Origin of the sequence: Beijerinckia indica subsp. indica ATCC 9039, from assembly GCF_000019845.1 — a bacterium.
In the GTDB taxonomy this organism is placed as follows: domain Bacteria; phylum Pseudomonadota; class Alphaproteobacteria; order Rhizobiales; family Beijerinckiaceae; genus Beijerinckia; species Beijerinckia indica.
This window is the reverse complement of record NC_010581.1, coordinates 1943875-1970787: the sequence shown is the minus strand read 5'-3', so window position 1 is coordinate 1970787 and position 26913 is coordinate 1943875. Positions and strand designations below refer to the sequence as shown.

20 protein-coding genes are annotated in these 26913 nt (G+C 56.8%); 8 read left to right on the top strand and 12 right to left on the bottom strand.

The features are described from left to right. Positions 1-93: 93 nt before the first annotated feature. The 4 genes from BIND_RS08830 to groES all read right to left on the bottom strand — a co-directional run bounded on the left by BIND_RS08830 (position 94) and on the right by groES (position 5408). Entirely contained in the window at positions 94-2232 is a 2139-nt protein-coding gene (locus BIND_RS08830) for an ABC transporter ATP-binding protein/permease (RefSeq protein ID WP_012384727.1), read from the bottom strand. Between the two features lie 441 nt (positions 2233-2673). Then, positions 2674-3042: an integration host factor subunit alpha gene (locus BIND_RS08825; protein ID WP_012384726.1), complete on the bottom strand. Its 369-nt coding sequence runs from the start codon at positions 3040-3042 to the stop codon at positions 2674-2676. A 369-nt stretch (positions 3043-3411) separates the two neighbouring features. After that, positions 3412-5058, bottom strand: coding sequence for a chaperonin GroEL (groL, locus tag BIND_RS08820; RefSeq protein WP_012384725.1), 1647 nt, complete (start codon positions 5056-5058; stop codon positions 3412-3414). A 62-nt stretch (positions 5059-5120) separates the two neighbouring features. Then, positions 5121-5408 carry a co-chaperone GroES gene (gene groES / locus BIND_RS08815; protein WP_012384724.1) on the bottom strand — a complete coding sequence of 96 codons (288 nt, stop codon included), beginning with the start codon at positions 5406-5408 and terminating at the stop codon, positions 5121-5123. Between the two features lie 640 nt (positions 5409-6048). Between groES and BIND_RS08805 the strand changes: the two genes are divergently transcribed. Both BIND_RS08805 and BIND_RS08800 read left to right on the top strand, forming a co-directional pair. Further along, complete coding sequence (locus BIND_RS08805) at positions 6049-7743, top strand: adenylate/guanylate cyclase domain-containing protein (RefSeq protein WP_012384722.1); 1695 nt, start codon at positions 6049-6051, stop codon at positions 7741-7743. Between the two features lie 52 nt (positions 7744-7795). Further along, positions 7796-8863, top strand: coding sequence for a patatin-like phospholipase family protein (locus BIND_RS08800; RefSeq protein ID WP_012384721.1), 1068 nt, complete (start codon positions 7796-7798; stop codon positions 8861-8863). Between the two features lie 247 nt (positions 8864-9110). Here BIND_RS08800 and BIND_RS08795 read toward each other — a convergent pair whose 3' ends face one another. Continuing rightward, positions 9111-10679 (bottom strand): Do family serine endopeptidase, encoded by a 1569-nt coding sequence (locus BIND_RS08795; protein ID WP_012384720.1) that lies wholly within the window; start codon positions 10677-10679, stop codon positions 9111-9113. Between the two features lie 501 nt (positions 10680-11180). On the opposite strand from BIND_RS08795, the gene BIND_RS08790 reads away from it, so the two are divergent. Beyond that, entirely contained in the window at positions 11181-11909 is a 729-nt protein-coding gene (locus BIND_RS08790) for a YfdX family protein (RefSeq protein WP_012384719.1), read from the top strand. Positions 11910-11974: 65 nt separating this feature from the next. Here BIND_RS08790 and hflC read toward each other — a convergent pair whose 3' ends face one another. The 5 genes from hflC to BIND_RS08765 form a co-directional block, all read right to left on the bottom strand. Beyond that, entirely contained in the window at positions 11975-12862 is an 888-nt protein-coding gene (gene hflC / locus BIND_RS08785; RefSeq protein ID WP_012384718.1) for a protease modulator HflC, read from the bottom strand. Next, positions 12859-14028, bottom strand: a complete 1170-nt coding sequence (gene hflK, locus BIND_RS08780) for an FtsH protease activity modulator HflK (protein ID WP_012384717.1) — start codon at positions 14026-14028, stop codon at positions 12859-12861. The genes hflC and hflK overlap by 4 nt, the downstream gene beginning before the upstream one ends. Positions 14029-14107: 79 nt before the next feature. Further along, complete coding sequence (locus tag BIND_RS08775; RefSeq protein ID WP_041778629.1) at positions 14108-14653, bottom strand: dihydrofolate reductase; 546 nt, start codon at positions 14651-14653, stop codon at positions 14108-14110. Between the two features lie 136 nt (positions 14654-14789). Then, complete coding sequence (locus BIND_RS08770) at positions 14790-15356, bottom strand: GNAT family N-acetyltransferase (protein WP_012384715.1); 567 nt, start codon at positions 15354-15356, stop codon at positions 14790-14792. Next, a complete protein-coding gene (locus BIND_RS08765) occupies positions 15340-15570 on the bottom strand; it encodes a hypothetical protein (protein WP_148210596.1) in 231 nt (76 codons plus the stop codon). The genes BIND_RS08770 and BIND_RS08765 overlap by 17 nt, the downstream gene beginning before the upstream one ends. Positions 15571-16012: 442 nt before the next feature. Between BIND_RS08765 and BIND_RS08760 the strand changes: the two genes are divergently transcribed. From BIND_RS08760 to BIND_RS08740, 4 genes are all read left to right on the top strand, one after another. Next, a complete protein-coding gene (locus BIND_RS08760; RefSeq protein ID WP_012384713.1) occupies positions 16013-16750 on the top strand; it encodes a protein-L-isoaspartate O-methyltransferase family protein in 738 nt (245 codons plus the stop codon). A gap of 896 nt (positions 16751-17646) precedes the next feature. Beyond that, complete coding sequence (locus tag BIND_RS08750) at positions 17647-19116, top strand: TolC family outer membrane protein (protein ID WP_012384712.1); 1470 nt, start codon at positions 17647-17649, stop codon at positions 19114-19116. Between the two features lie 419 nt (positions 19117-19535). Beyond that, on the top strand, positions 19536-19967 hold the full coding sequence (locus tag BIND_RS20125; RefSeq protein WP_012384711.1) for a PopZ family protein: 432 nt from the start codon (positions 19536-19538) through the stop codon (positions 19965-19967). Positions 19968-20459: 492 nt separating this feature from the next. Beyond that, positions 20460-23198, top strand: a complete 2739-nt coding sequence (locus BIND_RS08740) for a valine--tRNA ligase (RefSeq protein WP_012384710.1) — start codon at positions 20460-20462, stop codon at positions 23196-23198. Positions 23199-23500: 302 nt separating this feature from the next. Here the strand turns inward: BIND_RS08740 and BIND_RS08730 are convergent, their stop codons facing one another. Next, positions 23501-24109, bottom strand: coding sequence for a GDSL-type esterase/lipase family protein (locus BIND_RS08730; protein WP_012384709.1), 609 nt, complete (start codon positions 24107-24109; stop codon positions 23501-23503). 3 nt (positions 24110-24112) lie between these two features. Next, a complete protein-coding gene (locus BIND_RS08725) occupies positions 24113-25456 on the bottom strand; it encodes a glycerate kinase type-2 family protein (protein WP_012384708.1) in 1344 nt (447 codons plus the stop codon). Between the two features lie 279 nt (positions 25457-25735). On the opposite strand from BIND_RS08725, the gene BIND_RS08720 reads away from it, so the two are divergent. Further along, the gene (locus BIND_RS08720; RefSeq protein ID WP_012384707.1) at positions 25736-26731 is read left to right on the top strand and encodes a sugar-binding transcriptional regulator; all 996 of its coding nucleotides are present in this window, start codon (positions 25736-25738) and stop codon (positions 26729-26731) included. Positions 26732-26913: the final 182 nt, after the last annotated feature.

The window sequence follows — 26913 nt, the reverse complement described above, 5'->3', positions numbered from 1 at the left end:
CTTTTGGGGGTTTTATTTTGGGTGAAGTAAAAATCTGGAAGTCAGACCAAGAGGCGCTGAGAGCGACTGCTGATAGCGGCTCTTGGTGTCCGTTCATTCCGCGGCCTTCGGCGCCGAAATTTCAACGAGAGTGAAACTGCCTTCCTGCGTGCCACGCATTTCGATGTGGCGGCTGTGGAAGTGGATCAGACTGCTGCGATGGCCGATGGAGACGATCGTCGTCGCCGGCAGTTTTTCGACCAGGGTTTTATAGACCGTTGCTTCCAGCGTTTCGTCCATGGCCGAGGTCGCTTCGTCGAGGAACAACCAGTCGGGTTTGGCGAGGAGGGCGCGCGCGATGGCGAGACGTTGTTGCTCGCCGCCGGACAGGCGTTGTGCCCAGAGATCCTCGACATCGAGCTTATCGATGAGACGTTCGAGTTTCACCGCGCGCAAGGTCTCGCGAACCGTTTCTTCCTCAAAGGCAAGAGGGTCGGCTGGATAGGTGATGGCGGAGCGCAGGGTTCCTATCGGCATATAGGGCTTTTGCGGCAACAGCATCAAATGCTGATGATGCGGCCGCGCGATCGTGCCCTCGCCAAAGGGCCAGATGCCTGAAAGCGCACGCAGGAGAGTGGATTTGCCGGAACCCGACGGGCCGGTCAACAAGGCTGCCTCGCTCGGCCTGAAGGCAAGATTAGCGTTTTCGACGATTGCCGATCCATCCGGCAGGTGCAGCTTGAGATTTTCAAGGCCGAGATGGGTCATGATCTCGGCTTCGGGCAAAGCCTCCGTTGGAAACGATCCACGTGGCCTGAAGGTGCCGAGGCCCTGCGCCTTTTCAATCGCGGCATCAAAAGAGGTCAGACGATCCAGCACCGATTTGAATTCGGCCAGGGACACATAATAATTGATGAAGAAAGTCAGGGCCGAATTGACGCTCATGAAAGCCGACGCCGTCTGCGACATGACGCCAAAGGTTATCTTGCCAGCGAAATAAAACGGGGCCGCGAGGAAATAAGGAATGAACTGGCTCACCATGCCATAGGACGAGGTGAAGGCTGTCAGTTTTTTCCGGGTCGTGACGATCTGATAATAATTGCCAATAACAGAGGAGAAACGCTGCTTGAGCGTCGCCTTTTCAGCCTCTTCTCCGAGCAAGAGGGCAATCTGCTCGCCATATTCACGCAGGCGTGCGAGGGAGAAACGATAATCCGCCTCGAACCGCTGTTGCTTGAAGGCGAGGGTTGTCAGCGAACGGCCGAGAAGATGAGTCACGAAAGTGCCGACGCCAGCATAGAAAAGCGCCGCCCAGAACAGAAAACCCGGTACCGCTATATCGTAATAGGGCAGGGTGAAATTGGCCGATAGCGACCAGAGGATGATCGCATAGGAAACGAGCGAACTCAGCTTGGCGATCAAAAGAATGGTGAAAGTGTAGATACCGTAGCCGCTGGCCTGTCCACCATCGATGAAACGATAGATATCCTCGGAAATACGTTGGTCTGGATTGTCGCTAGTCGTTCCCAGAAGCTGCATCCGGTAATGGGTATGATTGTCCAGCCAGCGATCGACATAGAAATTATTGAGCCAGCTCCGCCAGCGTATGACCAGCGTCGAAGCGATGACATATTCCGTGACGACGGCGGCGATATAAATGAAAGCCCATGGGATGAAGACGTAAAAGAGCTGGATCCAGAATGTATGCTCGTCCTTGGCCTGGATGGCGTTGAACCAGTCGCGGCTGAAGAAGGAGAGGCGGATATCAATGCCGACCTCAGCCTGATTGAGCAGAACGAGAAAGACGATCATGGTCGCTGCAAGACGCCGTTCCATCGCACCGAATGCGGGAAAGGGCCAAACCCGCGCAATCGTTGGATCGCTGGTCTCGAAATAGCGATCGGCGATCTTGGTCATCGACCGCACGACCGGAATGAAGGAAACGGCATAGACGAGAATCGCGAACATCGCGACCGTCAACGGCAGGCTTTCTGGCAGGGCATAATCGGCAAGAGATTCTGGCCAAAGCCCGACCTTATCCAGGAGACAGAGAGAGCCGAAGATCACTGTCTCGACCGCGAAAATAGCCGCGAAAATTTTGAGGAAACTCGAGATCTGACGGCTTTGCCAAGTGGTCACCGCGCAAAGGGCGCTAGTCGCGGCCAGCAGCCAGACGAGCAGGTCTCCGGTATGGAATCCGGCGACGGCGCCGACTCCCGCGAAGAGGACGACGATCAAAGCGAGAAGCTGCATGGCCTGCCTTTGGAACGATCAAATGGATCGATTGGGAGCGTTTCCTACGCGGTAATGCGTTATTGAAACCCATTGTCGCGCGAAGGGATGAAGGCGCAAAGTGAAGAAAATGCGTTCGAGCGAAAAATCTCGACGATCAACCTATCGCCCGATTAGTAAACTAACCTTTACTAGATTGATATTTAAGGTTTTTCAAGAAAAATAGGAGTCGTCTGGCATCATGCGATTTTGCGCTTGAAGAGAGGCTGAACAACCTTCTGGCGGACGAGCGCAGTCAATCTGCCGGGAGGCAGCGTGCGGATTGGGACGACAGACAATGAGATTCGTCTCGGACGGAAAACGAAAAGCCTGACTTCAGCGGCGGAGGCATGAAGCCGCTGAAGTCAGGCTTAAGGTAAAGGCATTATGGTGCCGACGCGACGCCGGTCCTGATGATTGATTTCAATCTTCGTGGCCGTCCTCGACCGGCACCTGGGTTCCATTGACCGAGGCGGCGAGAACAGGCGAGGCTTTGAAGGTGAGAACCCGGCGTGGTTTGATCGGAACCTCGACGCCAGTCCGAGGATTGCGTCCGATCCGCTCCCGCTTGGCGCGCACGGAAAATAGGCCAAATGAACGGAGCTTGACCGTTTCGCCACGTAATAAGGCCTCGGAAATTTCCTCCAGCGCCATTTCAAAAATCTCGCGGGTTTGTGCGCGGGATAAAAAGGAACAGGACGTATAAATCGCGTCGAGCAGATCTGCCCTCGTCGCCGTCTTGCGTTGTTGCAGGGCTGTCAACTCGCCCTCAGACTCCCGATTCACTTTCATCTTCCTCCTAAGCGCTCTCCAGCATGTCGCACCTTTCCGGCGCGTTTTTCAGTGCATTCACTGGACCCGCGCCATGGCAGGCATCCAGCACTGAGAGAGCCTTCTCCTGTTTGGACTTTCCCTTTCAAGCCTCGGGGCTCGGAAGAATGTTCTTGGCCGCCATCAAGACTCACGCCAGTTTCATCGCGCGAACGAGACACGGGTCCATTTATAAAAAGAACTATAGAACATGGAGTTGCGTGAGAAGCTGTGAGACCTTCAAAAAGGTTTTAGGATTTGACCGAAAAACTGGAGCGGAGACAGGAGAACAGACAAAAAAAGACCCCGGCCGAAGCCGAGGTCCTGAAAAATCGAGGGCTATGACTGGGCTTAGAAATCCATACCGCCCATGCCGCCCATGCCGCCACCGCCCATCGGAGGAAGCGGAGCTTCCTTCTTCGGCGCTTCGGTGATCGTCGCCTCGGTGGTGATCAGGAGGCCGGCAATGGAAGCCGCATCTTGGAGCGCCGTGCGGACAACCTTGGTCGGGTCGATAATGCCGAGCTTGACCATGTCGCCATATTCGCCGGTCTGGGCATTGTAGCCGAAAGCATATTCGTTCGACTCGAGCAGCTTGCCAACCACGACCGCGCCGTCGCCGCCGGAATTGTCGACGATCTGCTTAGCCGGGGTCTGGATCGCCTTGCGGACGATTTCGATACCAGCCTTCTGGTCGGAATTATCCGTAGGCAGGTTTTCGAGCGCCTTGATCGCGCGGAGAAGAGCGACACCACCACCGGGGGAAACGCCTTCTTCGACCGCAGCGCGGGTCGCGTTGAGCGCGTCGTCGACGCGGTCCTTCTTTTCCTTCACTTCGACTTCGGTCGAGCCGCCGACACGCAGCACGGCGACGCCGCCAGCGAGCTTGGCGAGACGCTCCTGCATCTTTTCACGATCGTAATCGGAAGTGGTCTCGGCGATCTGAGCCTTGATCTGGGAGATACGGCCCTCGATGTCGTCCTTGTTGCCGGCGCCATCGATGATCGTCGTGGCTTCCTTGTCGATGCGGATGCGCTTGGCGCGGCCGAGCATGGCAAGCGTGACGTTCTCGAGCTTGATGCCGAGCTCTTCGGAGATCAGGGTGCCGCCGGTCAGGATGGCGATGTCTTCGAGCATGGCCTTGCGGCGATCACCGAAGCCCGGAGCCTTGACGGCCGCGACCTTGAGGCCACCGCGCAGCTTGTTGACGACGAGCGTGGCAAGAGCCTCACCTTCGACGTCCTCAGCGATGATGACGAGCGGCTTGCCGGTCTGCACGACGGCTTCGAGCACCGGCAGCATGGCTTGCAGCGAGGAGAGCTTTTTCTCGTGGACGAGGATATAGGGATCCTCGAGCTCGGCGATCATCTTCTCGGCATTGGTGATGAAGTAGGGGGAGAGATAGCCGCGATCGAACTGCATGCCTTCGACGACATCGAGCTCGGTCTCGAGGCTCTTGGCTTCCTCGACGGTGATGACACCCTCGTTGCCGACCTTCTGCATGGCGGTCGAGATCATGTCGCCGACGGACTTGTCGCCATTGGCCGAAATCGTGCCGACCTGGGCGATTTCGTCGTTCGAGGTGACCTTCTTGGAATTAGCCTTGAGGTCGGCGACGATCGCTTCGACGGCGTGGTCGATGCCGCGCTTCAGATCCATCGGGTTGAGGCCGGCGGCGACCGCCTTGGTGCCTTCCTTGACGATGGAAGCGGCGAGAATGGTGGCGGTGGTGGTGCCGTCGCCAGCCGCATCGTTCTGCTTGGAAGCGACTTCGCGCACGAGCTGCGCACCGAGATTTTCGAACTTGTCGGCGAGTTCGATCTCCTTGGCGACGCTCACGCCGTCCTTGGTGATGCGCGGCGCACCGAAGGATTTTTCGATGACGACGTTACGGCCTTTGGGGCCGAGGGTGACCTTGACCGCATTGGCCAGGATCTCGACGCCGCGCAGCATACGATCGCGGGCATCAGACGAGAAACGGACGTCTTTGGCTGCCATGTTGAAACTCCTGAATCGCTTTCGCGGAATTTATTGAGAAAAGATGAGGCTCTTGGGAGGACTCAGCCAACGACACCGAGAATGTCGCTCTCCTTCATGATGAGGAGATCCTGGCCATCAATCTTGACTTCGGTGCCCGACCATTTGCCGAACAAAATCTTGTCACCCGCCTTGACGTCGAGGGGGATCAGCTTGCCGCTCTCGTCGCGTCCGCCCGGTCCGACGGCGATGATCTCACCCTCTTGCGGCTTCTCCTTGGCGCTGTCGGGAATGATGATGCCACCCTTGGTCTTTTCCTCGCTCTCGAGGCGCTTGACCACGACACGGTCGTGCAAAGGACGAAAAGTCATTGTTTAATGCTTCCTTAAAAATTCGCGACGCACCGAATGCGAAAGGCGCCACCGCGAAGCTTGGCCGACTGAAGCTGTCTCTTGTTAGCACTCATGAATGGTGAGTGCTAAAGACTGCGTTTAATTAGGCAGAATGATTATTGCTGTCAAGCAAATCATCAGAATTGTTTCATTCTGAGCAAATTTTAATCAGACAGGATAAAGGCTTATGCCTGTGGGCTTTCCCTGGCGGGCTTGATGAGGCTGAAGAATGGAGAGGGGGAAGTATCGGTATCTTGGGAATCTGGGCGATGGGCGGGGACGCATCCATAAGCACCGGTTCGAGGACATCATCCCGATCCATGGGCGTGGGGCAGGGACCCTTTGGAAAATCATCCAACTGTCGGCTGGTTCAGCTTTAGTGAAAAGCCCTTTAGGCGACGCTTGGTTCCTTTAAACTAAAAATTCTTAATCGATTGATGACAGCTGTGTCTTGGTCGCGCTTTTAACTGGTCTTCTTCACTTTGCGTGCACCGACCAGAGCAATGGAGCGTGCCACCAATTGGAAAACTGAGTCTCATGGGAGCCTGAACCTGCAACCGCATAAACGTGCGGCGGATTACGCCTTGAATTGGCGCGGTTGACGACGCGGGAGGCACTGATGGTTCGACGGCTGCGCTTGATCACCGGTGTCATCCTCTTCACCTATGTCCTGACGCATTTTGTCAACCACAGCCTCGGGATTATTTCGATAGCGGCGATGGACACGATGTTGTCGGTGGTGTACCCGATTTGGTCATATCCGCCGGTCACGTTCGTTCTCTATGGCGCACTTATAATTCATGTGACGCTTGCGCTCTACGCGGTTTGGCAACGTCATTTGCTCAAGCTCCTGCCCGTCGAGGCCGCGCAATACATTCTCGGATTCACTGTGCCCTTGCTCCTTGCGGAGCATGTGACCAACACGCGCATTGCTGCTGCGTTCTATGGCGGGGATTTCGGTCATTACAAGAACCTGCTGACCTTCCTCTGGTACGGTCATCGCCTCAACGGTTTCTTGCAGATAGCCTTACTGTTCGCTGCCTGGACGCATGCCTGCATCGGGTTACGATTCTCGCTGCGCTTGCGGCCATGGTATGACACCGCCCAGCCATTTCTATATGCCGCGGCTCTCCTTGTGCCTGTCCTTGCGCTTTTCGGATATATCGCTGGCGGGCGAGAGATCGGCGTGGTGATTGCGCGGGACCCTGCTTACCTGGCCCGCACGCTTGCCAGCCAGCCGCCGCCGGAAGCGCGTCCTGCACTCTTCACCATCACTTGGAGCATTCGTTTCGTATTCCTCGGCGCCATTGCACTTGTGCTGATCGCTCGAATGGTGCGGCATGAATGGTGGCGCCGAAAAGGTGTCGCGCGTATCTCCTATCCGGGCGGGCGTTCTATTGAGGTTGTCCGTGGCTTTACGGTGCTCGAGGCAAGCCGCCTCCTTGGTGTACCGCACGCCTCGATCTGTGGCGGCAAAGGACGCTGCTCGACCTGCCGCGTGCGTGTGCGCGCCGCGCTCGGTGCGCTACCGGACCCATCTTCGGAGGAGCTCGACATCCTACATCGCATCGGCGACCCGCCAAACGTCCGTTTAGCCTGTCAGTTGCAGCCGCTCGGACCCATCGAGGTAACGCCGCTGCTGCCGGCGTTCGAACCTGCCCGCAAGGCTCTTCGGCATTCGATCTATGCACATGGTGGCGAACGGAGGATCGCGATCCTCTTTGCTGACCTCCGCGATTTTACGCATATCACCGAGACTAAACTTCCTTACGACGTCGTTTTCCTGCTGAACCGTTATTGCCAGGCCATGGGCGACAGCGTCGAAATGGCGGGTGGGCGCGTCGACAAGTTTATTGGAGATGGCGTTATGGCACTCTTCGGGTTGGAGACCGACGCTCCGGACGCGTGCCGACAAGCCCTGATTGCGGCGCGCCTCATGTCTATCCAGCTGGTGGAGTTGAACCGGGTTCTCGCCCCCGATCTTGATGCTCCACTCAGATTGGGGCTTGGCATCCATTTCGGTCCGGCGATCGTCGGCGAGATAGGTAACGGAGGAATGAAGGCGCTTACCGCGGTGGGCGATACGGTTAATACCGCAAGCCGTCTCGAGTCACTCTGCAAGCACTACGATTGCGAACTCGTCGTCTCGGAAGATCTCATCGCATGTTCTGGTGTGGACTTACAGGGCGCACGTCGGCAGGAGGTCGAGATCCGTGGTCATGCCAAGCTGCTCATGATCCACACCCTGAAAAGCGCCAATCAACTGCCCTGCGAACTTGCAAGTTGCTTGGTCAGCGAGCCAGCCCAGGAATAAATTCACGCGCCCTTCGGTCTAGACATTGGTCGGGAATGAAAGGGGAGGCTGCATGGATACCGGCATCGAAACCCACCCTCTGGACTTCGGGGTCACCAATTCACCTCATCTGAAGCGGATCAATTTAGCGCTCCAGGGTGGCGGCTCGCATGGAGCTTTTGCCTGGGGCGTGCTCGATCGGCTCCTTGAAGATGAACGTATCGACTTCGACGGTATCAGCGCCACGAGTGTTGGCGCGGTGAACGCAACGGTACTGGCTTATGGGCTGGCCGTCGGTGGGCGCACAGGCGCACGACAGGCGCTGACGAACTTTTGGCACCACCTTGCCTATCTAGCGTCGCTCAGCCCTCTACAGCCAACTCTGTTTGACCGGTTGATGGGCAACCACTCCCTCGACAAATCGCCGGTTTTCGTCCAATTCGACCTCTTGACCCGGTTGTTTTCACCCTACCAGTTCAACCCGTTCAACATCAATCCTCTGCGTTCCATCCTTTGCGATACGGTCGACTTTGACGCGATACGCAAGCCGCATTGTCCGATCAAGCTTTTTCTCTCGGCAACGAACGTAAGAACGGGAAAGATACGTGTGTTTGACAACGAAGAGATCGGACCCGACGCTGTTCTGGCTTCGGCTTGTCTTCCGTTTCTGTTCCAGGCGATCGAAATCGACGGTGAGTACTTTTGGGATGGTGGGTATATGGGCAATCCGGCAATCTTCCCACTCATCTATAATTGCGAAAGCCGAGACGTGGTGATTGTCCATATCAATCCCATCGAGCGCCCCGATGTGCCAAAAACAGCAGGCGAGATCCTGAATCGCATCAACGAAATCAGCTTCAACTCCTCGCTCATGCGTGAGATGCGCTCAGTCTGTTTCGTGACCAAGCTGATCGAGGAGCAGAAGATCCTGGACAACACCATGAAGCGCATGCTGATTCACAGTATCGAGGCAGACGATGTGATGCGAACGATGAGCGCGGGGAGTAAATTGAACGCTGACTGGGACCAGGTCAACAAGCTTATGAATGTCGGCCGCGAGCGGGCAGATGCTTGGCTTGCCGCCCACTTCGGCCAGCTAGGCAGGGAGTCGACGATCGACATCAGTGAGAAGTATCTCTGAACGACTTTATGCCAAGTCTCGCGATAGGGATGCTTGGTTCCTTGTCCCGAATTTTCGCCTTTTCAAAGGCATATCGAAAATTTCAGGTGTCTCCGTGAGTCACTCTTTATGACTTTTGGTATTATTGAATGAATATAAGACGCGGGCTGTCGGACCATAAAATTGAGCCGAGGCGGATGATCCACCTCGGCTCCAAGGAAATACGGAAAAGTCAAATCGCTTCCGGTGCCGGTTACGGAATGACGTTTCAAGGAATGGCAAGAGCGACGAAACGCACTTCACCCTGTCCGTTGGAGACGAGCAGCAAAGCTGATTTCTTGCCTTGCTCCTTCAGGCTCTGCAATTTCTTGTTGATCTCGGCCGGTGTCTTCACCGCGTCCTGATTGATTTCGACGACCAGTTCACCCGGCTGAATATGTTTTTCCGCCGCCGCCGATTCAGGATCGACATCGGTGATGACGACGCCCGATGCGACAGTGTCGCGGATCGCGAATTTCTGCCGAGCTTCGTCGGTCAGCGCAGACAGGCTCATCCCCAGGACACGCTGGCTCGCTGAGCCGAGCGCGCTTTCGTCGCGATCGGGCGTATTGAGCGAGGCCTGTTTCTCATTGTCCTCGAGACGGCCGAGCTTCACGTTTTTGGTGATCTCCTTGCCCTGACGGATCAGGACGACCGGCACGTCCTTGCCGACGGCGGCCATGGCGACGAGCTTGGGCAGATCACGCGATTCCTTGATTGCAGTGCCATCGAATTTGACGATGACGTCGCCAGCGGAGAGGCCAGCCGACTTGGCCGGTCCCTTGTCGTCCACGCCGGCGATCAACGCGCCGCGCGCCGTGCCGAGATTGAGGCTTTCGGCGATGGTGTCATCGACATTCTGGATGCGCACGCCAAGCCAGCCCCGGCGTGTTTCGCCAAATTTCTGCAATTGCTCCACAATCGGAACGACCATGGACGCAGGCGTCGCGAAACCGATGCCGATCGAGCCGCCGGAGGGCGACAGGATCGCTGTATTAATACCGATCACCTCACCGGCCATATTGAACAAGGGGCCACCGGAATTCCCCTTGTTGATGGCTGCATCGGTCTGGATATAATTGTCGTAAGGGCCGGAATCGATGTTGCGGTTGCGCGCCGAAACAATGCCCGCCGTCACCGTGCCGCCGAGCCCGAAGGGATTGCCGACGGCAATGACCCAATCACCGACCCGCATGACTTCACTGTCGCCGAATTTAACGGCCTTCAGGGGCTTCTCCGGCTTGACCTTGAGGACAGCCACATCGACCTTCGCATCCTTGCCGAGGACCTGCGCCTTGAGCTTTTGACCATCGGTAAAGATGACCGTCACCTCATTGGCATCGGCGATGACGTGATTATTGGTGATGATGATGCCGGCCGGATCGATGACGAAGCCAGAGCCCAGCGAATTCGAGCGGCGCTCATGCGGGCGCGGAACGGCACCGCCACCCCCACCACCGCCACGCTGCTGCCGGCGACGGAAAAATTCCTCGAACAGATCGTCGAACGGCGTGCCTGGCTCAAGCTGTGGCCCATTGCCGGGGCGCTTTTCGTCCACGGTCTGCGTCGCGGAAATATTGACGACCGCATCGCTGACGGCAGCCGAGAGATCGGCCAGGGATTCTGGTCCGCGCGCTTGTGCCTCGACCAAGGTAAAAGGCGGCAAAGAGGTCGTGGCCAGCATGAGTCCCGAAGTGAGGCTCAGTGCGAGGCTTGAGCCGAAGCGCAGCGCCCGGCCTCGCGCGGGTCGTACCGGTAGGGGGAAGGAAACGGGAAGGAACCTGCGGGCCAAACCCATGGAAATGATCTCCGATCGTGACGTGACGCCTCGTCTCGTTGAGGCTTTTGCAATCGAGCCAGGCTCTGAAGGGAAAGAACGGCTTTTTTAATAGTGTAGACCGTTTGCGCTGAAAAAAGCGCTTGGGAATTTCTCAACTCTCCGTGGAAACCACTTTTTGTCTCGCCGCACCATGAAAAACTGAAAAGGACGCATCATTCTTGCCCGATGAACCGCGATGAACGCCAATGCTCACGCTGATTTGTGGGCATCACCCGCTTCCCTGGCCGCGGCATATGATCACGATCTTGGCTTGAGCGGAGCTTGGCGAAGGTCCAGGATAAGCATAAACTTAACAATAAACTCTGAAAGAGAAACAAGCTTTCAATGAAACTGGGCACGCCTTTGTCATGGCATTGGCAGGACCTGGCCGGGGCTTATCCCCGGCGAGCGTCGCATTGACAGGCCTAAGGTCGCCAAGGCATCCGTGCATCTGTGGATAGGGTGTCATGGAGAAATATCATGAAGAGAATCAGATTCGTAATGGCAACCATCCTGGCCACGGGGCTGGGAGTACACAATCTGCTCGCCGCGGAGACCGCGAAAGAGGTCGCCAACGATAAAGTGGTGGCAGAAGATTTCGCCAAACTATCAAATGATGGTCATCTTGCTTTCGAAGATATCGAGCTGGCCCGTCAGGCGATTTATGATGGTGATACACAATCCGCGGTGAAGCTGGTGGCAGAGGCGCAACAAGCCCTAACGCGCGCGAAAGCCGACGATAGCCAGTTTTTGAAGGCTGCCTCCGAATTGTCGCCAGCACCAAAAACGTCGGCTGACGCCGCTAAGCCGGAGGCCGATGCGGCCAAGTCGGTTGCCTGGATCCCGGTCGATAGCGAATTCGTCCTGAATGAAAATCTGGCGGGCAGCCGCGTCAAAAGTGCCGCTGTCGCGACGGCCAATCGGCATTTACGGCAGGGCAAGGCTGGCAAGGCGCATGAGGTCTTGAAAGTCACGGGTGCAGAGGCGGATTTCATCCTGGTCGTCGCGCCATTGCAGGACACCATAGATACGGTCGCTCATGCGGCGAGCCTCTTGGAGTCCCACGATTATTACAACGCCAATCTGGCATTGAAGCAGGCGCAGGACGGGCTTCGTTTCATCTCCAAGGATGTGATCGCCACGCCGAAGAAGAAAGACGCGGCCAAGGAAGAGCCGAAAACCGGCGGGACCAAGCCTGAGGCGAAATAAAGCTTTTAAATCCCCAAAAGCCCGATACCGGTAAGGTGTCGGGCTTCTGCTCGCGTTCGAGACCCTTACTGTGCGGCGCGTCCTGAAGAGCTTCCGAGAAAACGGAAAAACTCGGACCCTGGATCGATGACCAGCTTGGTCGAGTCGGGTTTCAGACTCGTTTCATAGGCCTGCATCGAGCGATAAAAAGCGAAAAAATCCTGGTCTCGTCCGAACGCCTCGGCGAAAATACGGGCGCGCTGGGCGTCGCCTTCGCCGCGAATCTGTTCGCCTTGACGGCGTGCTTCGGCCTGGATGATCGTCACATCGCGATTGGCTTTGGCGGTGATCATTTGTGCCTGTTCCGACCCTTGTGCCCGATATTCCGCCGCTTCGCGGGCGCGCTCGGTCTGCATGCGGTTGAATACTTTTTCGGAAATCTGGCGTGGCAGGTCGGCGCGGCGTATGCGGACATCCACGACAGTGACGCCGAGACGATCGGCCTCCCGATTGACCTGATCACGGATCTTGACCATTAATTGCGCGCGTTCGTCACGCACGATCTGGGTGAGATTGGCCTCGCCGAGAACACGCCTTACCGCCGAATTCAAAATGTAGCCGAGCTGATTGGCTGCCCGCTCCACCGAGCCGACGCTCTGGTAGAAACGCAAGGGATCAATGATCCTGTAGCGTAGAAAAGCGTCCACCTCGATGCGCGTATTGTCGGAAGCAAGAACCTCCTGTTTCGCGGTTTCGACATCGAGAATACGATTGTCGAGAAAGACGGCGGTTTCGATGGAGGGAAGCTTGAAATACAAGCCAGGCTTGGTGACGAGACCACGACCGGGCAGGGGCTCGCCGAAGCGCAGAACCAGGGCTTGCTGTGTCTGCTGCACGATGAAGAACGTGCCACCGCCGAGAAGGACAAGGACAAGCAGCACGAGCGAAAGCGCGAGGCCGGACGGGTATTTCATTTCTGATCTCCCGCCTTGGGGGCCCGGGTCTCCGGCGCCTTGGTCTCGGTCTGGAAGTGATCGAGCGGCAGATAGGGGAGAACGCCCTGGACGGCTCCCTGGCCGGTCTTGGCGTCGATCAGCACCTTGTCCACACTGCCGAGAACCCGTTCGAGGGTTTCGAGATAAAGCCGCTCGCGTGTGATTTGCGGAGCCTTTTTATATTCATCGTAAATCTGGTTGAAGCGCGCCGCCTGGCCAGTCGCCTCGGCGATGGAACGGGCGCGATAACCTTCTGCTTCCTGCACGATTGCCGCCGCCGCGCCGCGTGCTTCCGGTACGATGCGATTGGCATAGGCTTCAGCCTCGTTGCGCATACGATCGAGATCCTGCTGCGCCGCTGTCACATCGCGAAAGGCGGCAATCACCTGCTCAGGTGGATCGACGGATTGCAATTGTACTTGCAAAATGAGAACGCCAGCTTTGTAGTCGTTGAGGACTTTCTGCATGAGCTCCTGCACCGCCGGCTCGATGACCTTGCGCTCGGCGGTCAGAATGCGCTGGATCTGGCTGCGCCCGATCACTTCGCGCATGGCGCTTTCAGCGACGGCTTTCACGGTTTCACGCTGATTGGCGACATTGAAGGCAAAATCCTCGGGGCGCAAAGGATCGATCTGCCAGACCACCACGAATTTCACATCGGCGATATTTTCATCGCCCGTCAGCATCAGGCTTTCCTCGGGCAGATCATATTGTGCCTGGGTATTGGGATGGCGGGCATCCGGCCGGATGGTAAAGCCGATATTGATCGTATTCCGATCGGTCACTTGCAGGATCTGCACGCTGCCGATGGGGAAGGGATAGTTGTAATTGAGGCCGGGATTCGCCCTGCTGGTAAAGCGTCCGAATGTCTTGTTGAGGCCGATCTCATTGGGCCGCACGGTATAGAAACCGGATGCGAGCCAAAGGAAGAGGAGGAGCAGCACAACGCCGATGCCGATATTGATATTCCAGCCGGTCGGAGGAAGTTGCCTCAATCTGTCCAGGCCGCGCCGGAGCCAATCTCCGAAATCGCTGGACGGAGGTTCCGGGCGCTGACCCCAAGGGCCTTCCGTTCCAGATTTCCAGGGATTCCCGCTCGGCTCCATGCCCTTCTCGCCATTGCCGCCGTTATTGCTCCAGGGCATTCATCTTTTCCAGGTTCGCTGCGCATAGAGGTCATGCATCGCCGGATATCCTTCCTGATGCGTTTTGTAAGTCAAGCAATCATGAGTGGATAGTCGCGCCGGCGCCAAGCTTCCGATGATAATCGACGAATTGGTAAGAGATTGTGTCGTTTGGACCCTGCAGTGGGCCTGATCGCTTCTCTTCCTCCCATTGTGACCAATCGATCGGAGGGAAGAATGTATCGCCTTTTGGATTCCCCTCGACAAGGGTGAGTTCGAGCCGTTCGACCCTTGGCAACAGAGCGGCGAAAAGCTCGCCGCCGCCGACCAGAATGATCGTCTTGGCGCCCATGATTCTGGCCCAATCGTGTGCGAGGCCGAGCGCGCCTTCAAGATCATGCGCGACCAAGACGCCGGGCGCGGCAAAGGTCTCGTCTCTCGTCAGGACAATGGTTTCGCGCCCGGGCAGGGCGCGGCCGATAGACTCGAAGGTTTTGCGCCCCATCAGCATGGGTTTGCCCCAGGTCCGCTCGCGAAAATGACGGCGATCACCAGGAAGATCCCAAGGCATGGCCTGATTCAGCCCGATGACGCGATTGTCGGCAAGGGCCGCGACGATTGTAAGAGGAAAGTCGTTATCCCCCAAGGCGGGATCCAGCTTATGATTGGGCAAGGAACGGAGAAACAGAGCTCTCACACGCTTCCTCGAGTCGTGTGAAAGCTCTGCCTCATCGAATGAGCCTTTTCTTGTCACTCAGCAAAAAGGCTTTGCTTGAAACGGCTTAGAGGGCCGCGAGTTGCGTGAGTGCCGCGCCGTCGAGACGGCAATTGGTCCATTGGTCCATGAGCCGCGCGCCAATGTGCTGGTAAAAGCCGATCGAGGGCGTGTTCCAGTCGAGCACGGACCATTCCAGACGCCCGAGATTTTCCGCCGCGCAGCGCTGCGCGAGACCGACGAGCAACGCCTTGCCAAGGCCATGGCCGCGATGGGCGGGCTGGATATAGAGATCCTCCAGCCAGATGCCGTGACGGCCTTTGAAGGTCGAGAACGTATAGAACCACACAGAGAAGCCGACGATCTCTCCAGCTTCCTCGACGAGATCGCAAAAGACTTTCGGATCTGGACAAAACAAGGCCTGGCCGAGGCTTTCCGCATTCGCCTCGACTTCGCCACTCAGTTTTTCATAAAGGGCGAGTTCATGGACGAGAGCCAGAATCGTGTCCTGATCTCGAATTTCGGCGCGACGGATGCGCATGGCCGCCGCCTGCGGCGAGAGATTTTCCCGTCTCATGTCGGCGGTCATACGAATAGCCTCATAGCGATCTTCGGGATTAATGCGCGTCGCCATGTTTCGCCTGGACGGCATGTTTGATTTCACGCGCGGCATCGATGGCGAGCTTGATCTGCGTTTCGCTCAAAGCCTTGTTGCCCTGAAGAGCCGCCTTCAGTTTTGGCATTTCGACATGGACGGCATCGGGAATTTCGCTGACGAAAGCGGTGAGCGCGGCGAGGGAGGCGACGAGGGCATCGAGTTTTTCCTCGATGGATTTGGTGTCGGACATGACGATCTCCGGAGGGAAGGACAGGCGCGCGAAGCCGTAAAGGACCCGCGGCGTCGAGAAAGCCTCTCTGTCTAAGGCTCTCTCGGGAGCCTGCATCCGATTTTTAGCGTTTTTCGATTCGCGGCGCTACTGGAACCGGGAGCGAGACTGTGCTTTCCCGCTTAACGGCAAGCGCATGCTTGTGATTGCACTGCGATGGACAGCGTTTGGAGCCGGGCTTATAAATGGCCTATACCATGGCGGAAGATGATCTTGGTGCCATAAGTCGGGCTTGGCGCCGACGAGGATCGAGTTCAAAACGCTTGTCCTAAAGCCAGCGATGTCGTGGCCTTGGCTCCGTCGTCTCTTCGCCAAGGTGCCGAAACCTGCCTGTTGGTCCTACCTCGTCGATCCTGCTGTCTTGATCCTTGGGTCATTGATCTCGCCGCTACAGGAGTTTTTCATGCCAGCCACTTCCCTGGCCGAACCTGTCTCCCCCATCGCTCCGGCTGGTGGGGACCAATCGGCTTTCTTGCGCCAGACCATGGTCGATTGCCAGGTGCGGACGTTCGATGTCACCGACCAGCGGCTTCTTGAAAGAATGCTCGAGGTCCCGCGCGAGAGTTTCCTGCCGGCTTCCCTGGCCCCGGTCGCTTATTCGGATAAGGTTTTGCGTCTAGCCCCGACGCATCCGGCTGGCGCTGAGCGTCACTTGTTGCCGCCCCTGATTCTTGCCCGTCTCATCCAGGGCGCGCAGGTCACGCCCAACGACCATGTTCTCGATATTGCGTCGGGCTCTGGCTATTCCACGGCGCTTCTCGCCGGCCTTGCCCATGATGTCGTGGCGCTTGAATCCGAACCGGAATGGGCCGCTTTCACCCGTAACGCCATCGCGGCTCATGGCCTTCAGACGGTATCCGTCGTCGAGGGGCCGCTAGCGGAAGGTGTACCCGCACAAGCTCCGTTCGATTTGATTCTCATCAATGGTGCCGTCGAAGCCCAACTCGAAACCCTCTTTGCGCAATTGCAGGAGGGAGGCCGTCTCCTGGCTCTCACTTACGAGGAGAACGACCCGACCAAGCGCGCGGGCAAGGCGGTTCGATTCGAGAAAATCGGCGGCGAAATCAGCCAACGCACGCTGTTTGATTTTTCTCTTCCAGTCCTTGAGGCCTTTGCGCGCGCGGAACAGTTCAAATTCTAGAATGTCTTCCCGATTTGTTGAATCGGGAAAAGATTTTGTCCGTTGAATGAGCGTGTTTTCAAGACCGGAGTGAAGAGGCTTCGTTTGAAAATGCGCTCTTTCTCTTCGTTTGAAGGCATCACAACCTGTCAAAAGAAGAGAACCTTCAAGAAGAAGGGAGCCAAGATCTCAACGTGAGTCGTTCAACGTGGATCTTGGCATAGAATCAATTTCCCACCGAAATCGCACACGATCATTCTCTGTCATGAGCGACTCTCTCTTGTAGAGTTGGCCATGTTTCAATGACGGGAACGATGATTGTGCCCGCGCATTCAAGATCTTCTGCCGATTTTGAAAGGGTTGGACAAAAGAGTCAGCAACCCTCATCGTTTGCGCGTTAATCGGAAAGGCTTGGCCGTGCTTTTGATGGTCATGCCAAGGTCGCAAATAGCGCCCTCGTGTTCCGGAATGTTGTTCTTCAATGTCTTCGGGCAGATACTCGCCCTTCGCCCGTTTTCTCGAATGTTCGCTGTTTCAAGGGCGCAACGAAAATTTGAGAGTGTTCCAACGTCGTTCTTGAGGGCCACTGGCATAAGGACTTGGATCGTGGCCTTCCGTAGGACTTTCGAAATCAATTTCGCGCATTCTCAAAAAGCTAGCGCATCGCAAGCGGGATCGATACAAAAGTAATGCTGGAGGTGATGCATCCGAGGCACAGTCCTTGGAGTCCTTGTTCGCGACGGACCAAAACACTGTAAATGGGATGGATTCTCTGGTAAAACCTCAGGCTATAGGTTAGGTCTTCTTAACACTCAGATGATGGGTTCATGGGAAGGCAGATATGGTAAGTGGAGATCTGGGATTGATTCCCGAATCCAGAGAGCCAGATTACAGCGGGATGGGATCGGGCTTGCGTAATGCCTCACATTGAACTTCGACGCAAAGCAGCTCTTTCCAGTACACGGGGCAAGCGTGATCGCGGATCGCTGTCATCGCGCAAGCTGCCGCATTATATGGCTGGTCTCGGCTTGGCCATAGGCCAGCTTCTCGCTTCTCCTTCCGCCATGGCGGAGAGTATGTCGAGCGCCTTGGCCAAGGCCTATACTAACAACCCAGATATGAATCAGGAACGTGCGTCGGTTCGTGCCGCTGATGAGGCTTTGCCTCAGGCCACCGCTGGCTGGCGGCCGAATGTCAGTGCGTCCGGTTCTTACGGCTATAATCACCTTTATTCACATCTGCCGACCGCTGGTACGGTCTTCAGCGGCACTTACAATGTCGATGTTGGGCAGGTTGGTGTTACTGCGACTCAGAATCTTTTCAACGGCAACCGGACGCTCAATACGGTGCGTCAGGCAGAGTCGAATATTCTGGGCGCGCGCGAGGGGATGCGCAATACAGAGCAGAATATTCTGCAATTTGGTGCCACGGCTTACATGAATGTGCTGCGCGATACGGCCATTCTCAATCTGCGGCGCAATAATATTATTGTGCTCGAGGAGCAATTGCGCCAGACGCGCGATCGTTTCAATGTCGGTGAAGTGACGAAAACCGATGTCGCGCAATCTGAATCGAGCCTCGCCTCAGCGCGATCGGATTATTTTGCAGCGCAGGCCAATCTGCAGACAAATATCGCCAATTACCGTCAGATCATCGGCGTCGAGCCCAAAAAGCTGGAGCCCGCCGCGACGATCGAGAAACTATTGCCCCGCAACGTGGACGCGGCCATAGATCTTGCCATGGCCGAACATCCGGCGGTGCAGGCGGCCCTTCATTCTGTGGACGCGGCCCAGGCTCAGGTCAAGATTGCCGAGGGCGCGCTCTATCCAAAAGTCGATTTTGTCGCTTCGACGCAGCGTGTTTTCAATAATAACGGTATTCCGGGCTATCCAAGCTTCAACGCTTCGGTCGTAGGCCAGGTCACTGTCCCGCTTTACGAAAATGGCGGCGCGACCTATTCGCAGATTCGCCAAGCCAAGGAAAGACTCGGCCAAGCCCAATTGCAGGCCGATTTGCAGCGGACACAAGTGAGGGCCTCTGTGGTCTCCAGTTGGAGCCAGCTCGAGACGGCGAAAGCGGTCATTCAATCGTCTCTCGCCGCGGTCAAAGCAGCGGAAATCGCTCTGAACGGCGTTCGGGAAGAGGCGAGGGTCGGTCAGCGCACGACGCTTGATGTCCTCAACGCACAGCAATTCCTGCTTAACACCCGGGTGAGCCTCGTGACCGCTCAGCGTGACCGAGTCGTCGCATCCTACGTCGTCATGTCGACCGTGGGTAAGTTGACTGCGGCCAATCTGCATCTGTCCGTCGTAGAATATGATCCGACTGTTCATTTCGAGCAGATCAAGGATAAATGGATCGGTGTCCGCACGCCTGACGGACGCTGATTCAGCGATCGCTTAACTGATTCTCGCCGTATATCCGTCAAGATTTACCTTATCAACCGGAAGAAAGAGGCGTGTTTCATTTTGATTCATGCCTTTTAGCTTTGATTTTGCTACCGCCAGACATTCCGGAGTGGGCGGATTTCATGTAAAAATTATAAATATTTTCAATGCTTTAAAATGGGACGCCGGTGATTCGGTTTCGCTGCCTAGCTTAAGCTTATCTTGAAAAAATGGATGATTAACACGTTAACCTTAAGTAAAAATGCTTGCGTCATTCGCTTCCTGAGCTTGCCTTGAGGGTCAAGCTGAGACTAGTTTACAAAAAGTAAATGCTGGAGCGGGTGACAAGGAATTCTCTACGGCGAGCCTGATGCCTGTCCCTATTGAAGCGTAACCCTTGTTGGAAAGCGTAAGAGGCCATGAGCGCAGCAAGCACCGTCGCAAAAGACAACCATGAGGCCGAATCCAAGGCGAATGAACCTTCGATGGAGGACATTTTGGCTTCAATCCGCAGGATCATTGCTGATGACCAGGGAACGCCAGGCCAAGCTGGCGCCTCTGCTGCCGCGCTCCGTGCGTCAGGCTATTCGCCATCGGATGCTGTCGTGCAGGCCGCTGGCGGTGAACTGGCCCTTGCAGGGTCTCTGATTTCTCCAGAAACCAACGCCTCCGTAAATGCGTCCTTCCTTGCCTTGTTTGGAAGCCGTTTCGTTCAGCAATCGGATGTTATTATTGCCATGACGCAGGATATGCTCAAGCCCATGCTGAAAGCTTGGCTTGATGAATATCTACCGTCCCTGGTCGAACGTCTGGTAAAGGCGGAAATCGAACGGGTCGCGCGTGGGGAATAATCCTTAAATTGCCGAAGCAGATGCTCTTTATGACTGTAGGGAGCGAACCTTTTTCCTAAAGGATCTTGTCTGCTATAAGGCTCTCCCGATGAATTTTTAAAAGAAAGCCTTTCCGCTTGTCATCGGCGGAAAGGCTTTCTTTTATTAACCCGTCTGTGACGATGAATTGAGGCTCATAGGGCCACTTTGTGAACTTGATGTGATAAGATCGCAACCTTCGCGCTGGACCTAGAGTATTTTCATGATTCATTGCATCATGAAAATACTCTAGTCTCTTGAATAGGCGTGGTTCTCAGTTCCGCGAACGAATAATGGGGAAACCCGACGGGCCTCGCCTATCGGCCTCATGTTAGAAAACATGGGCAAGATCAAGGATTTCGTATCGCGAGGCGATTTACTCTCAACACATCTTGCTCGAAAAGTTCCGTCATCGCCGGCCCGCAAGAGGCTGGCAAAGGCGGCGGAGCGCAAGATTAAAGGCGAATGGTGGGGATGATGGAAAAGACTTTCGATCCGAAATCGGTCGAAGGCAAGATCGCGGCGCTTTGGGAAGAAACCGGTGTGTTTCGCGCGGGGCAGCCGGACAGGGCCGGGGCTCCGACTTTCTGCATCGTCATCCCGCCACCCAATGTCACCGGCACATTGCATATGGGCCATGCGCTCAACAATACATTGCAGGATATTCTCTGCCGTTTCGAGCGCATGCGTGGCAAGGATGTCCTGTGGCAACCGGGCATGGACCATGCGGGTATTGCCACGCAGATGGTCGTTGAACGGCGGCTGATGGAGCATCAGGAGCCTGATCGCCGCACCCTGGGCCGACAGAAATTTCTGGAAAAGGTCTGGGCTTGGAAGGAGGAATCAGGCGGCGCCATCATTTCGCAATTGAAGCGGCTCGGCGCGTCTTGTGATTGGTCACGCGAACGGTTCACCATGGATGAAGGCCTGTCGCGCGCCGTCATCAAAGTGTTCGTGCGACTCTATAAAGAAGGGCTGATCTACAAGGACAAACGCCTCGTCAATTGGCATCCGGGGTTGCAGACCGCCATTTCCGATCTCGAAGTGGCGCAGGTCGAGACCAAGGGGGCTCTCTATTATTTCAAATATCCGGTCGTTGACGATACGGGTGCCAAAACCGGCACCTATATTACCGTCGCGACGACGCGGCCGGAAACCATGTTGGGCGATGCCGCCGTTGCGGTGCATCCCGATGATGAACGCTATCGCGCTTTGCAGGGGGCAAAGGTCCGCTTGCCGCTCGTCGGGCGCATCATTCCTATCGTCGCCGATGCCTATTCCGACCCGGAAAAGGGAACCGGCGCGGTCAAGATCACACCTGCCCATGATTTCAATGATTTCGAGGTTGGCCGCCGGCATAATCTGCCGCTGATCAATCTTTTCGATGCCGAGGCGAAATTATCATTGCAGGAGAATGAGGAATTTCTTGAAGGCCTCGACGATTCGATCGATGCCGGGCTCATTATCGATCATCTAGACGGTCTGACGCGTGAGGCCGCGCGTGAGCGCATCGTCGCCATGATGGAGGAGCGTGGTCTCGTCGAAAAGATCGAGCCGCATCCGCATATGGTTCCGCATGACGAGAAGACCAAGACCGTCATCATAGAGCCTTATCTGACCGATCAATGGTACGTGGATGCGAAGACCTTGGCGCAGCCGGCACTCGCCGCCGTGCGGGATGGGCGGACGGGCTTCATCCCGAAAAATTGGGAAAAGACCTATTTCGAATGGCTGGACAATATCCAGCCCTGGTGCATTTCCAGGCAGCTTTGGTGGGGTCATCAGATTCCGGCCTGGTATGGGCCGGATGGTCATGTGTTCGTCGAGGCCTCGGCGACCGAGGCGGAACTCGCAGCCCTTGCCCATTATGGGACCCCAACCAGCCTGATTCGCGACGAGGATGTGCTGGATACCTGGTTCTCATCCGCGCTCTGGCCTTTCTCGACGCTTGGCTGGCCGGATGAGACGGCGGAATTGAAGCGCTATTATCCGACCAATGTGCTGGTCACGGGCTTCGACATCATCTTCTTCTGGGTTGCGCGGATGATGATGATGGGCCTGCATTTCCTCGGCGAAGTCCCGTTCCGCGACGTCTATATTCATGCCCTGGTTCGCGATGAAAAAGGCGCGAAAATGTCGAAAACGAAGGGCAATGTGATTGATCCCCTGAATCTCGTCGATCAATATGGGGCCGATGCCTTGCGTTTCACGCTCGCCTCCATGGCGGCGCCCGGACGCGACATCAAGCTTTCGACGCAACGCGTCGAGGGCTACCGCAATTTCGTGACCAAGCTGTGGAACGCCGCCCGTTTCGCCGAGGTCAATCGCTGTGTCTTGAAGCCGGATTTCGATCCGCGCAAAGTGTCGCTGACCCTTAATCAGTGGATTGTCGCCGAGGCCGCCAATACGATTGAATCGATCACAACCGCGATCGAGATCTATCGCTTCGATGATGCCGCCAATGCGGCCTACCGGTTCGTCTGGAATATTTTCTGCGATTGGTATCTCGAACTGGCGAAACCCCTTTTACAGACCAACGATGCGGGTTCCACAGAAAATCTCGTGCCTGACGTGGCGGGGGGAGATGAGACACGGGCGACGGTTGCCTTCATTCTCGACCTGATTGTGAAGCTCCTGCATCCCTTCATGCCCTATGTGACCGAGGAATTGTTCTCCTTTGCTCACCAAGGACAAGTCCTCGCGGTTGCCGAATGGCCACGGCTTCTCGGCTGCGCCAATCCGCAAGCTGAGGCCGAAATCGGTTTTCTGGTGGCGCTTGTCTCCGAATTGCGCTCAGTGCGTTCAGAAATGAACGTGCCTCCGGGCGCGCAAATCCCGCTCGTTGTCGTCGGCGCGTCGGAAGAGCGTGTTGCGCAAGTGCTGCGCTCGGGGGACACGCTCAAAAAGCTCGCCCGCCTCTCCGAAATCACTTTCCTGACCGAGGCACCGCTGCAATCGGTGCAGACCATCGTGCAGCAGACGACATTCGCTCTGCCGCTCGCGGGCATTATCGATTTTGATGTCGAGAAACGCCGTCTCGTCAAGGAAATCGGCAAGCTGGAGCAAGAGGCGCAAAAGATGACCGCCAAGCTCGACAATGCCGATTTCATCGCCCGCGCGCCGGAGGAAGTGGTCGAGGAAAACCGCGAAAGGCGGGACGACATGCTGGCCAAGAAGGAAAAGCTTGAAGCGGCACTCAAGCGTTTTGGTTAGAAAATTTTCGGCGCTTTGAAGGATCATCTTCAAAGCCCCGACCGGCCCTTTTCAGGGGAGATCCTTGCCGACCGGGTGGACAGCATATTACCCGGGCAGACCTCCGCCGCCACGCTCGCTTGCCGAGCGCTGGTGCAGGGTATGGCGACGATCGTGCTGAACGATAGGCTAGCGCCGTCCAAACCGGAGGATATTCCGGCCGCGGTGAGGCTCCTCGTCCAGGGATTGGGCGCGTGTATTAAGTAACGTTGGCAAGCATGTGGCCCGGAGTTCCAGTCGTGGTTGTTCAGGCGACAAGGGGATCAGTCTTGGCGGCCCGGCTCATCGACCCATTCCCTCCAGGCCGGCCATTCCAGGATCAAATCGGCAAAACTCCCATAGCCGCCGCGATTGGGATGAACGCCATCTCCAATCGCTGCTTCCTGGAGCCAAACATCTTCGGCTGTCAGCCAATCCCAAGGTGACAGAAAGGGGATGGCGAGGTCATGGCATAGGGCCTCGAACTGCGCGGAGAGGTTTTTGACACGCTCATCCCGCGAGAAATCCCTGCTCGGAGGGGGCCCGATCATCAAGGTGGGCAGCCATTCTTTTGCCCGCTGCAGAATGCAGCGGGCATTCTCGACAGATTGTGTTTCCGCCACGCGTGTGCGGCCGGGTTCAATGAATGCGCAATCATTGACACCGAAGGAAAACACGAGCCGTCCGTCATGTTCTGGTGAGAGTCGAGCCCTGGCCTCACGTTCCCAACGCTCGGCAATATCCGTACTCGTATTGCCACGTATGCCGAGATTGTAGAGCGTAATATCGCGCCCGCGCTGCCGCGCCTCCGCGCAAATGCGACCGGGCCATCCCAGGCAATCATCATCGCCTGTTCCGTTGACATAACTGTCGCCGATGAAACAAATTCTCATCGTTCAAGAAGTCCCGTTTGTCTCGCCCGGCTCGATCAGAATGGCGCGGAGATCATTGACATTGGTCAGCGTCGGGCCGGTGCGCAGCAGATCACCCAATTGGTCATAGAGGGTATAGCTGTCGTGCTCAAGGAGCTTTGCCAAAGGGTCGAGGCCTGCCTCCCGTGCCCGCGCGAGTGTGTTGGGCGTGATGAAAGCGCCGGCGGCATCTTCCGTTCCATCGATTCCATCCGTATCTCCGGCAAGAGCCCAGATGTTTGCATCGCCTTGCAAAGTCACCGCGAGAGCCAGCAAAAATTCCATATTGCGGCCACCACGACCAGCCTTGCCTTTCGAGATCGTCACCGTCGTCTCACCACCCGAGAGCAAAAGGGCAGGGGCCTTGATCGGCAGGCCATGCGCCGCCACGCTGCGGGCCATACCGGCCATAATGATCCCCATTTCGCGGGCTTCTCCTTCGAGCGCATCGCCGAGGATGAGGGGCGTGAGGCCGAGGTCTCGGGCTTTTTCGGCGCAGGCGCTCAAGGCCATGAGCGGTGTGGCGATGAGGCGGAAATCCACCGTGGAAAATTGGGCGGGCTTGGGTGTTTCGTCGGCGGCACGTTGCAAATGGTCGGCGACATTGGGGGGCAGTTCGAGACCGTATCGAGCGACGATCGCCTGGGCATCGGCAAATGTGCTGGCGTCGGGATAAGTGGGGCCGCTGGCGATCGCCGCCGGATCATCGCCCGGAATATCGCTGATCGCCAAAGTCACGAGCCGCGCCGGAGCTGACGCGGCGGCGAGCCGCCCGCCTTTGATCGCCGAGAGATGTTTGCGGACGATATTCATTTCCGCGATGGTCGCGCCGCTGGCGAGCAAAGCGCGATTGACCGCCTGTTTATCGGCCAGCGTCAGACCCTCAGCCGGTAAAGCGAGCAGTGAGGAGCCGCCGCCCGACATCAGGGCGATGACCAGATCATCGGGCTTCAGTCCTTGAACGGCGGCAAGCACACGGCGCGCGGCGGCCTCACCGGCGGCGTCCGGCACCGGATGCGAAGCCTCGACGATTTCAATCTTTCGCGTCGGAACCGCATGGCCGTAACGGGTGATGACGAGACCTGACAGCGAGATAGTGGGCCAGGCCTCGGCCAATGCGTCTTCCAATGCGGCGGCCATCAAGGCCGAGGATTTGCCGGCACCGACAACGATGCAACGGCCTGAACGCGGCGGCTCGGGCAGATAATTTTTAAGAACCTTGCGGGGATCGGCCGCGGCGACGGCGGTATCGAAAATTTCGCGCAAAATTTGGCGTGCTCGCGCATCAGCCTTCGAATCAAAAGTCTTGTTCGGGGCGTCCAACGGCATGAATCCTACCCAATCTTCTCGTTTTTTATCTCAATAACCACATCGGAGGTGAGATGAGCTTTCAGGAGCCTGTCCCGACGCCTTCTCTTGGCGCAGATCGCAGGCCATTGAAATTACTTTATCTGGGTATGATCTCTAGCTCCGATTTGGCCTTCCGACCTTAACCGTTTCTTGCCAAGAATGAGGTGCCAAAGCCTATCACATGATCTTGATCTTCCAATCGTTTGGCCCCAAGTGGTGCCCACTTGGGTTCGACGCGGCAGCAAGGCATGCAAAGCGATGCAGAAACGGTTGAGTGAGCGCGGGCAGAATATCGAGCAGAAGCACCAGGACCAGAAACGTTTCGATCTCGCGGCGCGGGCGGCTTGGCTCGCTTATGCGCTTGGCCGGACTCAGGATGAAATCGCGGCGGAATTGAATGTTTCGCGCCAGAACGCGCAGCGTCTCATCGCGCTCGCCAGCGCGGCCGGCCTCGTCAAATTCCGCCTCGATCATCCGCTCGCCGATTGCATCGCCAAAGCGCAGAAACTGCGGGATAAATTCAGCCTCAAACATGTCGAGGTCGTCCCCTCGGCGCAAAGCGATGAGGACAATAGGCTTTCCGTGGGGATCGCCGTGGCCTCCTATATCGAGACTCTTCTCTCGCAGACGGAGCCGCAGATTCTGTGTCTTGGTACCGGCCGCACCTTACGCTCGGCCGTGCATCAAATGCCCCTGATGGAAAAGCCGAAGCACAAGATCGTATCCCTCATCGGCACGGTGGGACCCGATGGTCGCGCAAGTCCCTATGATGTCGTCATGCGGCTTGCCGACCGTGTTGGGGCACAATGCTACCCCCTGCCCATGCCGGTCCTGGCCGATGGCCCTGAAGAACGACGCATGCTCCAGTCCCAGAAGGGTTTGCGCGCCCTTCATGATCTCGCCGAAGAGGCACGGACATGGATCGTGGGCGTCGGCGACCTTGGATCCCAAGCCTCCCTGCATGTCGATGGATTTATCACAGACGAGGAACTTGCCGAATTGCAGGCCAAGGGCGCGGTTGGAGAAATTCTCGGCTGGGCTTTCGATGGGCAAGGTGGACCGGTCAAGACCTCGATCCATGACAGGCTGATCGCCGTGGGGCTTGCCACGCCCATCGCCTCGCACCGAACGATTATCGCGGCGAGCGTCGGCGCGCATAAGATCGCCCCCTTGCTCGGCGCGCTCCGAGGCGGGTTGGTCAATGGCGTGCTCACGGATGAGAGGACGGCGCAAACCTTGATCGAAGCGCCTTGAAAGAGAGAGGGCTTGAAAGAAAGAGGGAAACTCATCAGCCCGAGCTCTTGATCGTGGATCAGGTTTCCCTCTTTCGGCGGAGCGTGATCAATGCCATTCTCGACGGGGAAAGAGAGCATGGGAGAGGTGATCTCGACGCTGGAGCCGTCGAGACGTGAACAAAAAAGACCAAGGGAAGGGAC

Coding starts and splice junctions, on each gene's coding strand:
- BIND_RS08825 (WP_012384726.1), bottom strand. CDS start 3,042: ATGAAAGTGAATCGGGAGTCTGAGGGCGAGTTGACAGCCCTGCAACAA.
- BIND_RS08765 (WP_148210596.1), bottom strand. CDS start 15,570: ATGTCCGACACCAAATCCATCGAGGAAAAACTCGATGCCCTCGTCGCC.
- groES (WP_012384724.1), bottom strand. CDS start 5,408: ATGACTTTTCGTCCTTTGCACGACCGTGTCGTGGTCAAGCGCCTCGAG.
- BIND_RS08805 (WP_012384722.1), top strand. CDS start 6,049: ATGGTTCGACGGCTGCGCTTGATCACCGGTGTCATCCTCTTCACCTAT.
- BIND_RS08795 (WP_012384720.1), bottom strand. CDS start 10,679: ATGGGTTTGGCCCGCAGGTTCCTTCCCGTTTCCTTCCCCCTACCGGTA.
- BIND_RS08770 (WP_012384715.1), bottom strand. CDS start 15,356: ATGGCGACGCGCATTAATCCCGAAGATCGCTATGAGGCTATTCGTATG.
- BIND_RS08800 (WP_012384721.1), top strand. CDS start 7,796: ATGGATACCGGCATCGAAACCCACCCTCTGGACTTCGGGGTCACCAAT.
- BIND_RS08750 (WP_012384712.1), top strand. CDS start 17,647: ATGCCTCACATTGAACTTCGACGCAAAGCAGCTCTTTCCAGTACACGG.
- BIND_RS08730 (WP_012384709.1), bottom strand. CDS start 24,109: ATGAGAATTTGTTTCATCGGCGACAGTTATGTCAACGGAACAGGCGAT.
- BIND_RS20125 (WP_012384711.1), top strand. CDS start 19,536: ATGAGCGCAGCAAGCACCGTCGCAAAAGACAACCATGAGGCCGAATCC.
- groL (WP_012384725.1), bottom strand. CDS start 5,058: ATGGCAGCCAAAGACGTCCGTTTCTCGTCTGATGCCCGCGATCGTATG.
- BIND_RS08740 (WP_012384710.1), top strand. CDS start 20,460: ATGATGGAAAAGACTTTCGATCCGAAATCGGTCGAAGGCAAGATCGCG.
- BIND_RS08720 (WP_012384707.1), top strand. CDS start 25,736: ATGCAGAAACGGTTGAGTGAGCGCGGGCAGAATATCGAGCAGAAGCAC.
- BIND_RS08830 (WP_012384727.1), bottom strand. CDS start 2,232: ATGCAGCTTCTCGCTTTGATCGTCGTCCTCTTCGCGGGAGTCGGCGCC.
- BIND_RS08760 (WP_012384713.1), top strand. CDS start 16,013: ATGCCAGCCACTTCCCTGGCCGAACCTGTCTCCCCCATCGCTCCGGCT.
- hflC (WP_012384718.1), bottom strand. CDS start 12,862: ATGAAATACCCGTCCGGCCTCGCGCTTTCGCTCGTGCTGCTTGTCCTT.
- BIND_RS08725 (WP_012384708.1), bottom strand. CDS start 25,456: ATGCCGTTGGACGCCCCGAACAAGACTTTTGATTCGAAGGCTGATGCG.
- BIND_RS08790 (WP_012384719.1), top strand. CDS start 11,181: ATGAAGAGAATCAGATTCGTAATGGCAACCATCCTGGCCACGGGGCTG.
- hflK (WP_012384717.1), bottom strand. CDS start 14,028: ATGCCCTGGAGCAATAACGGCGGCAATGGCGAGAAGGGCATGGAGCCG.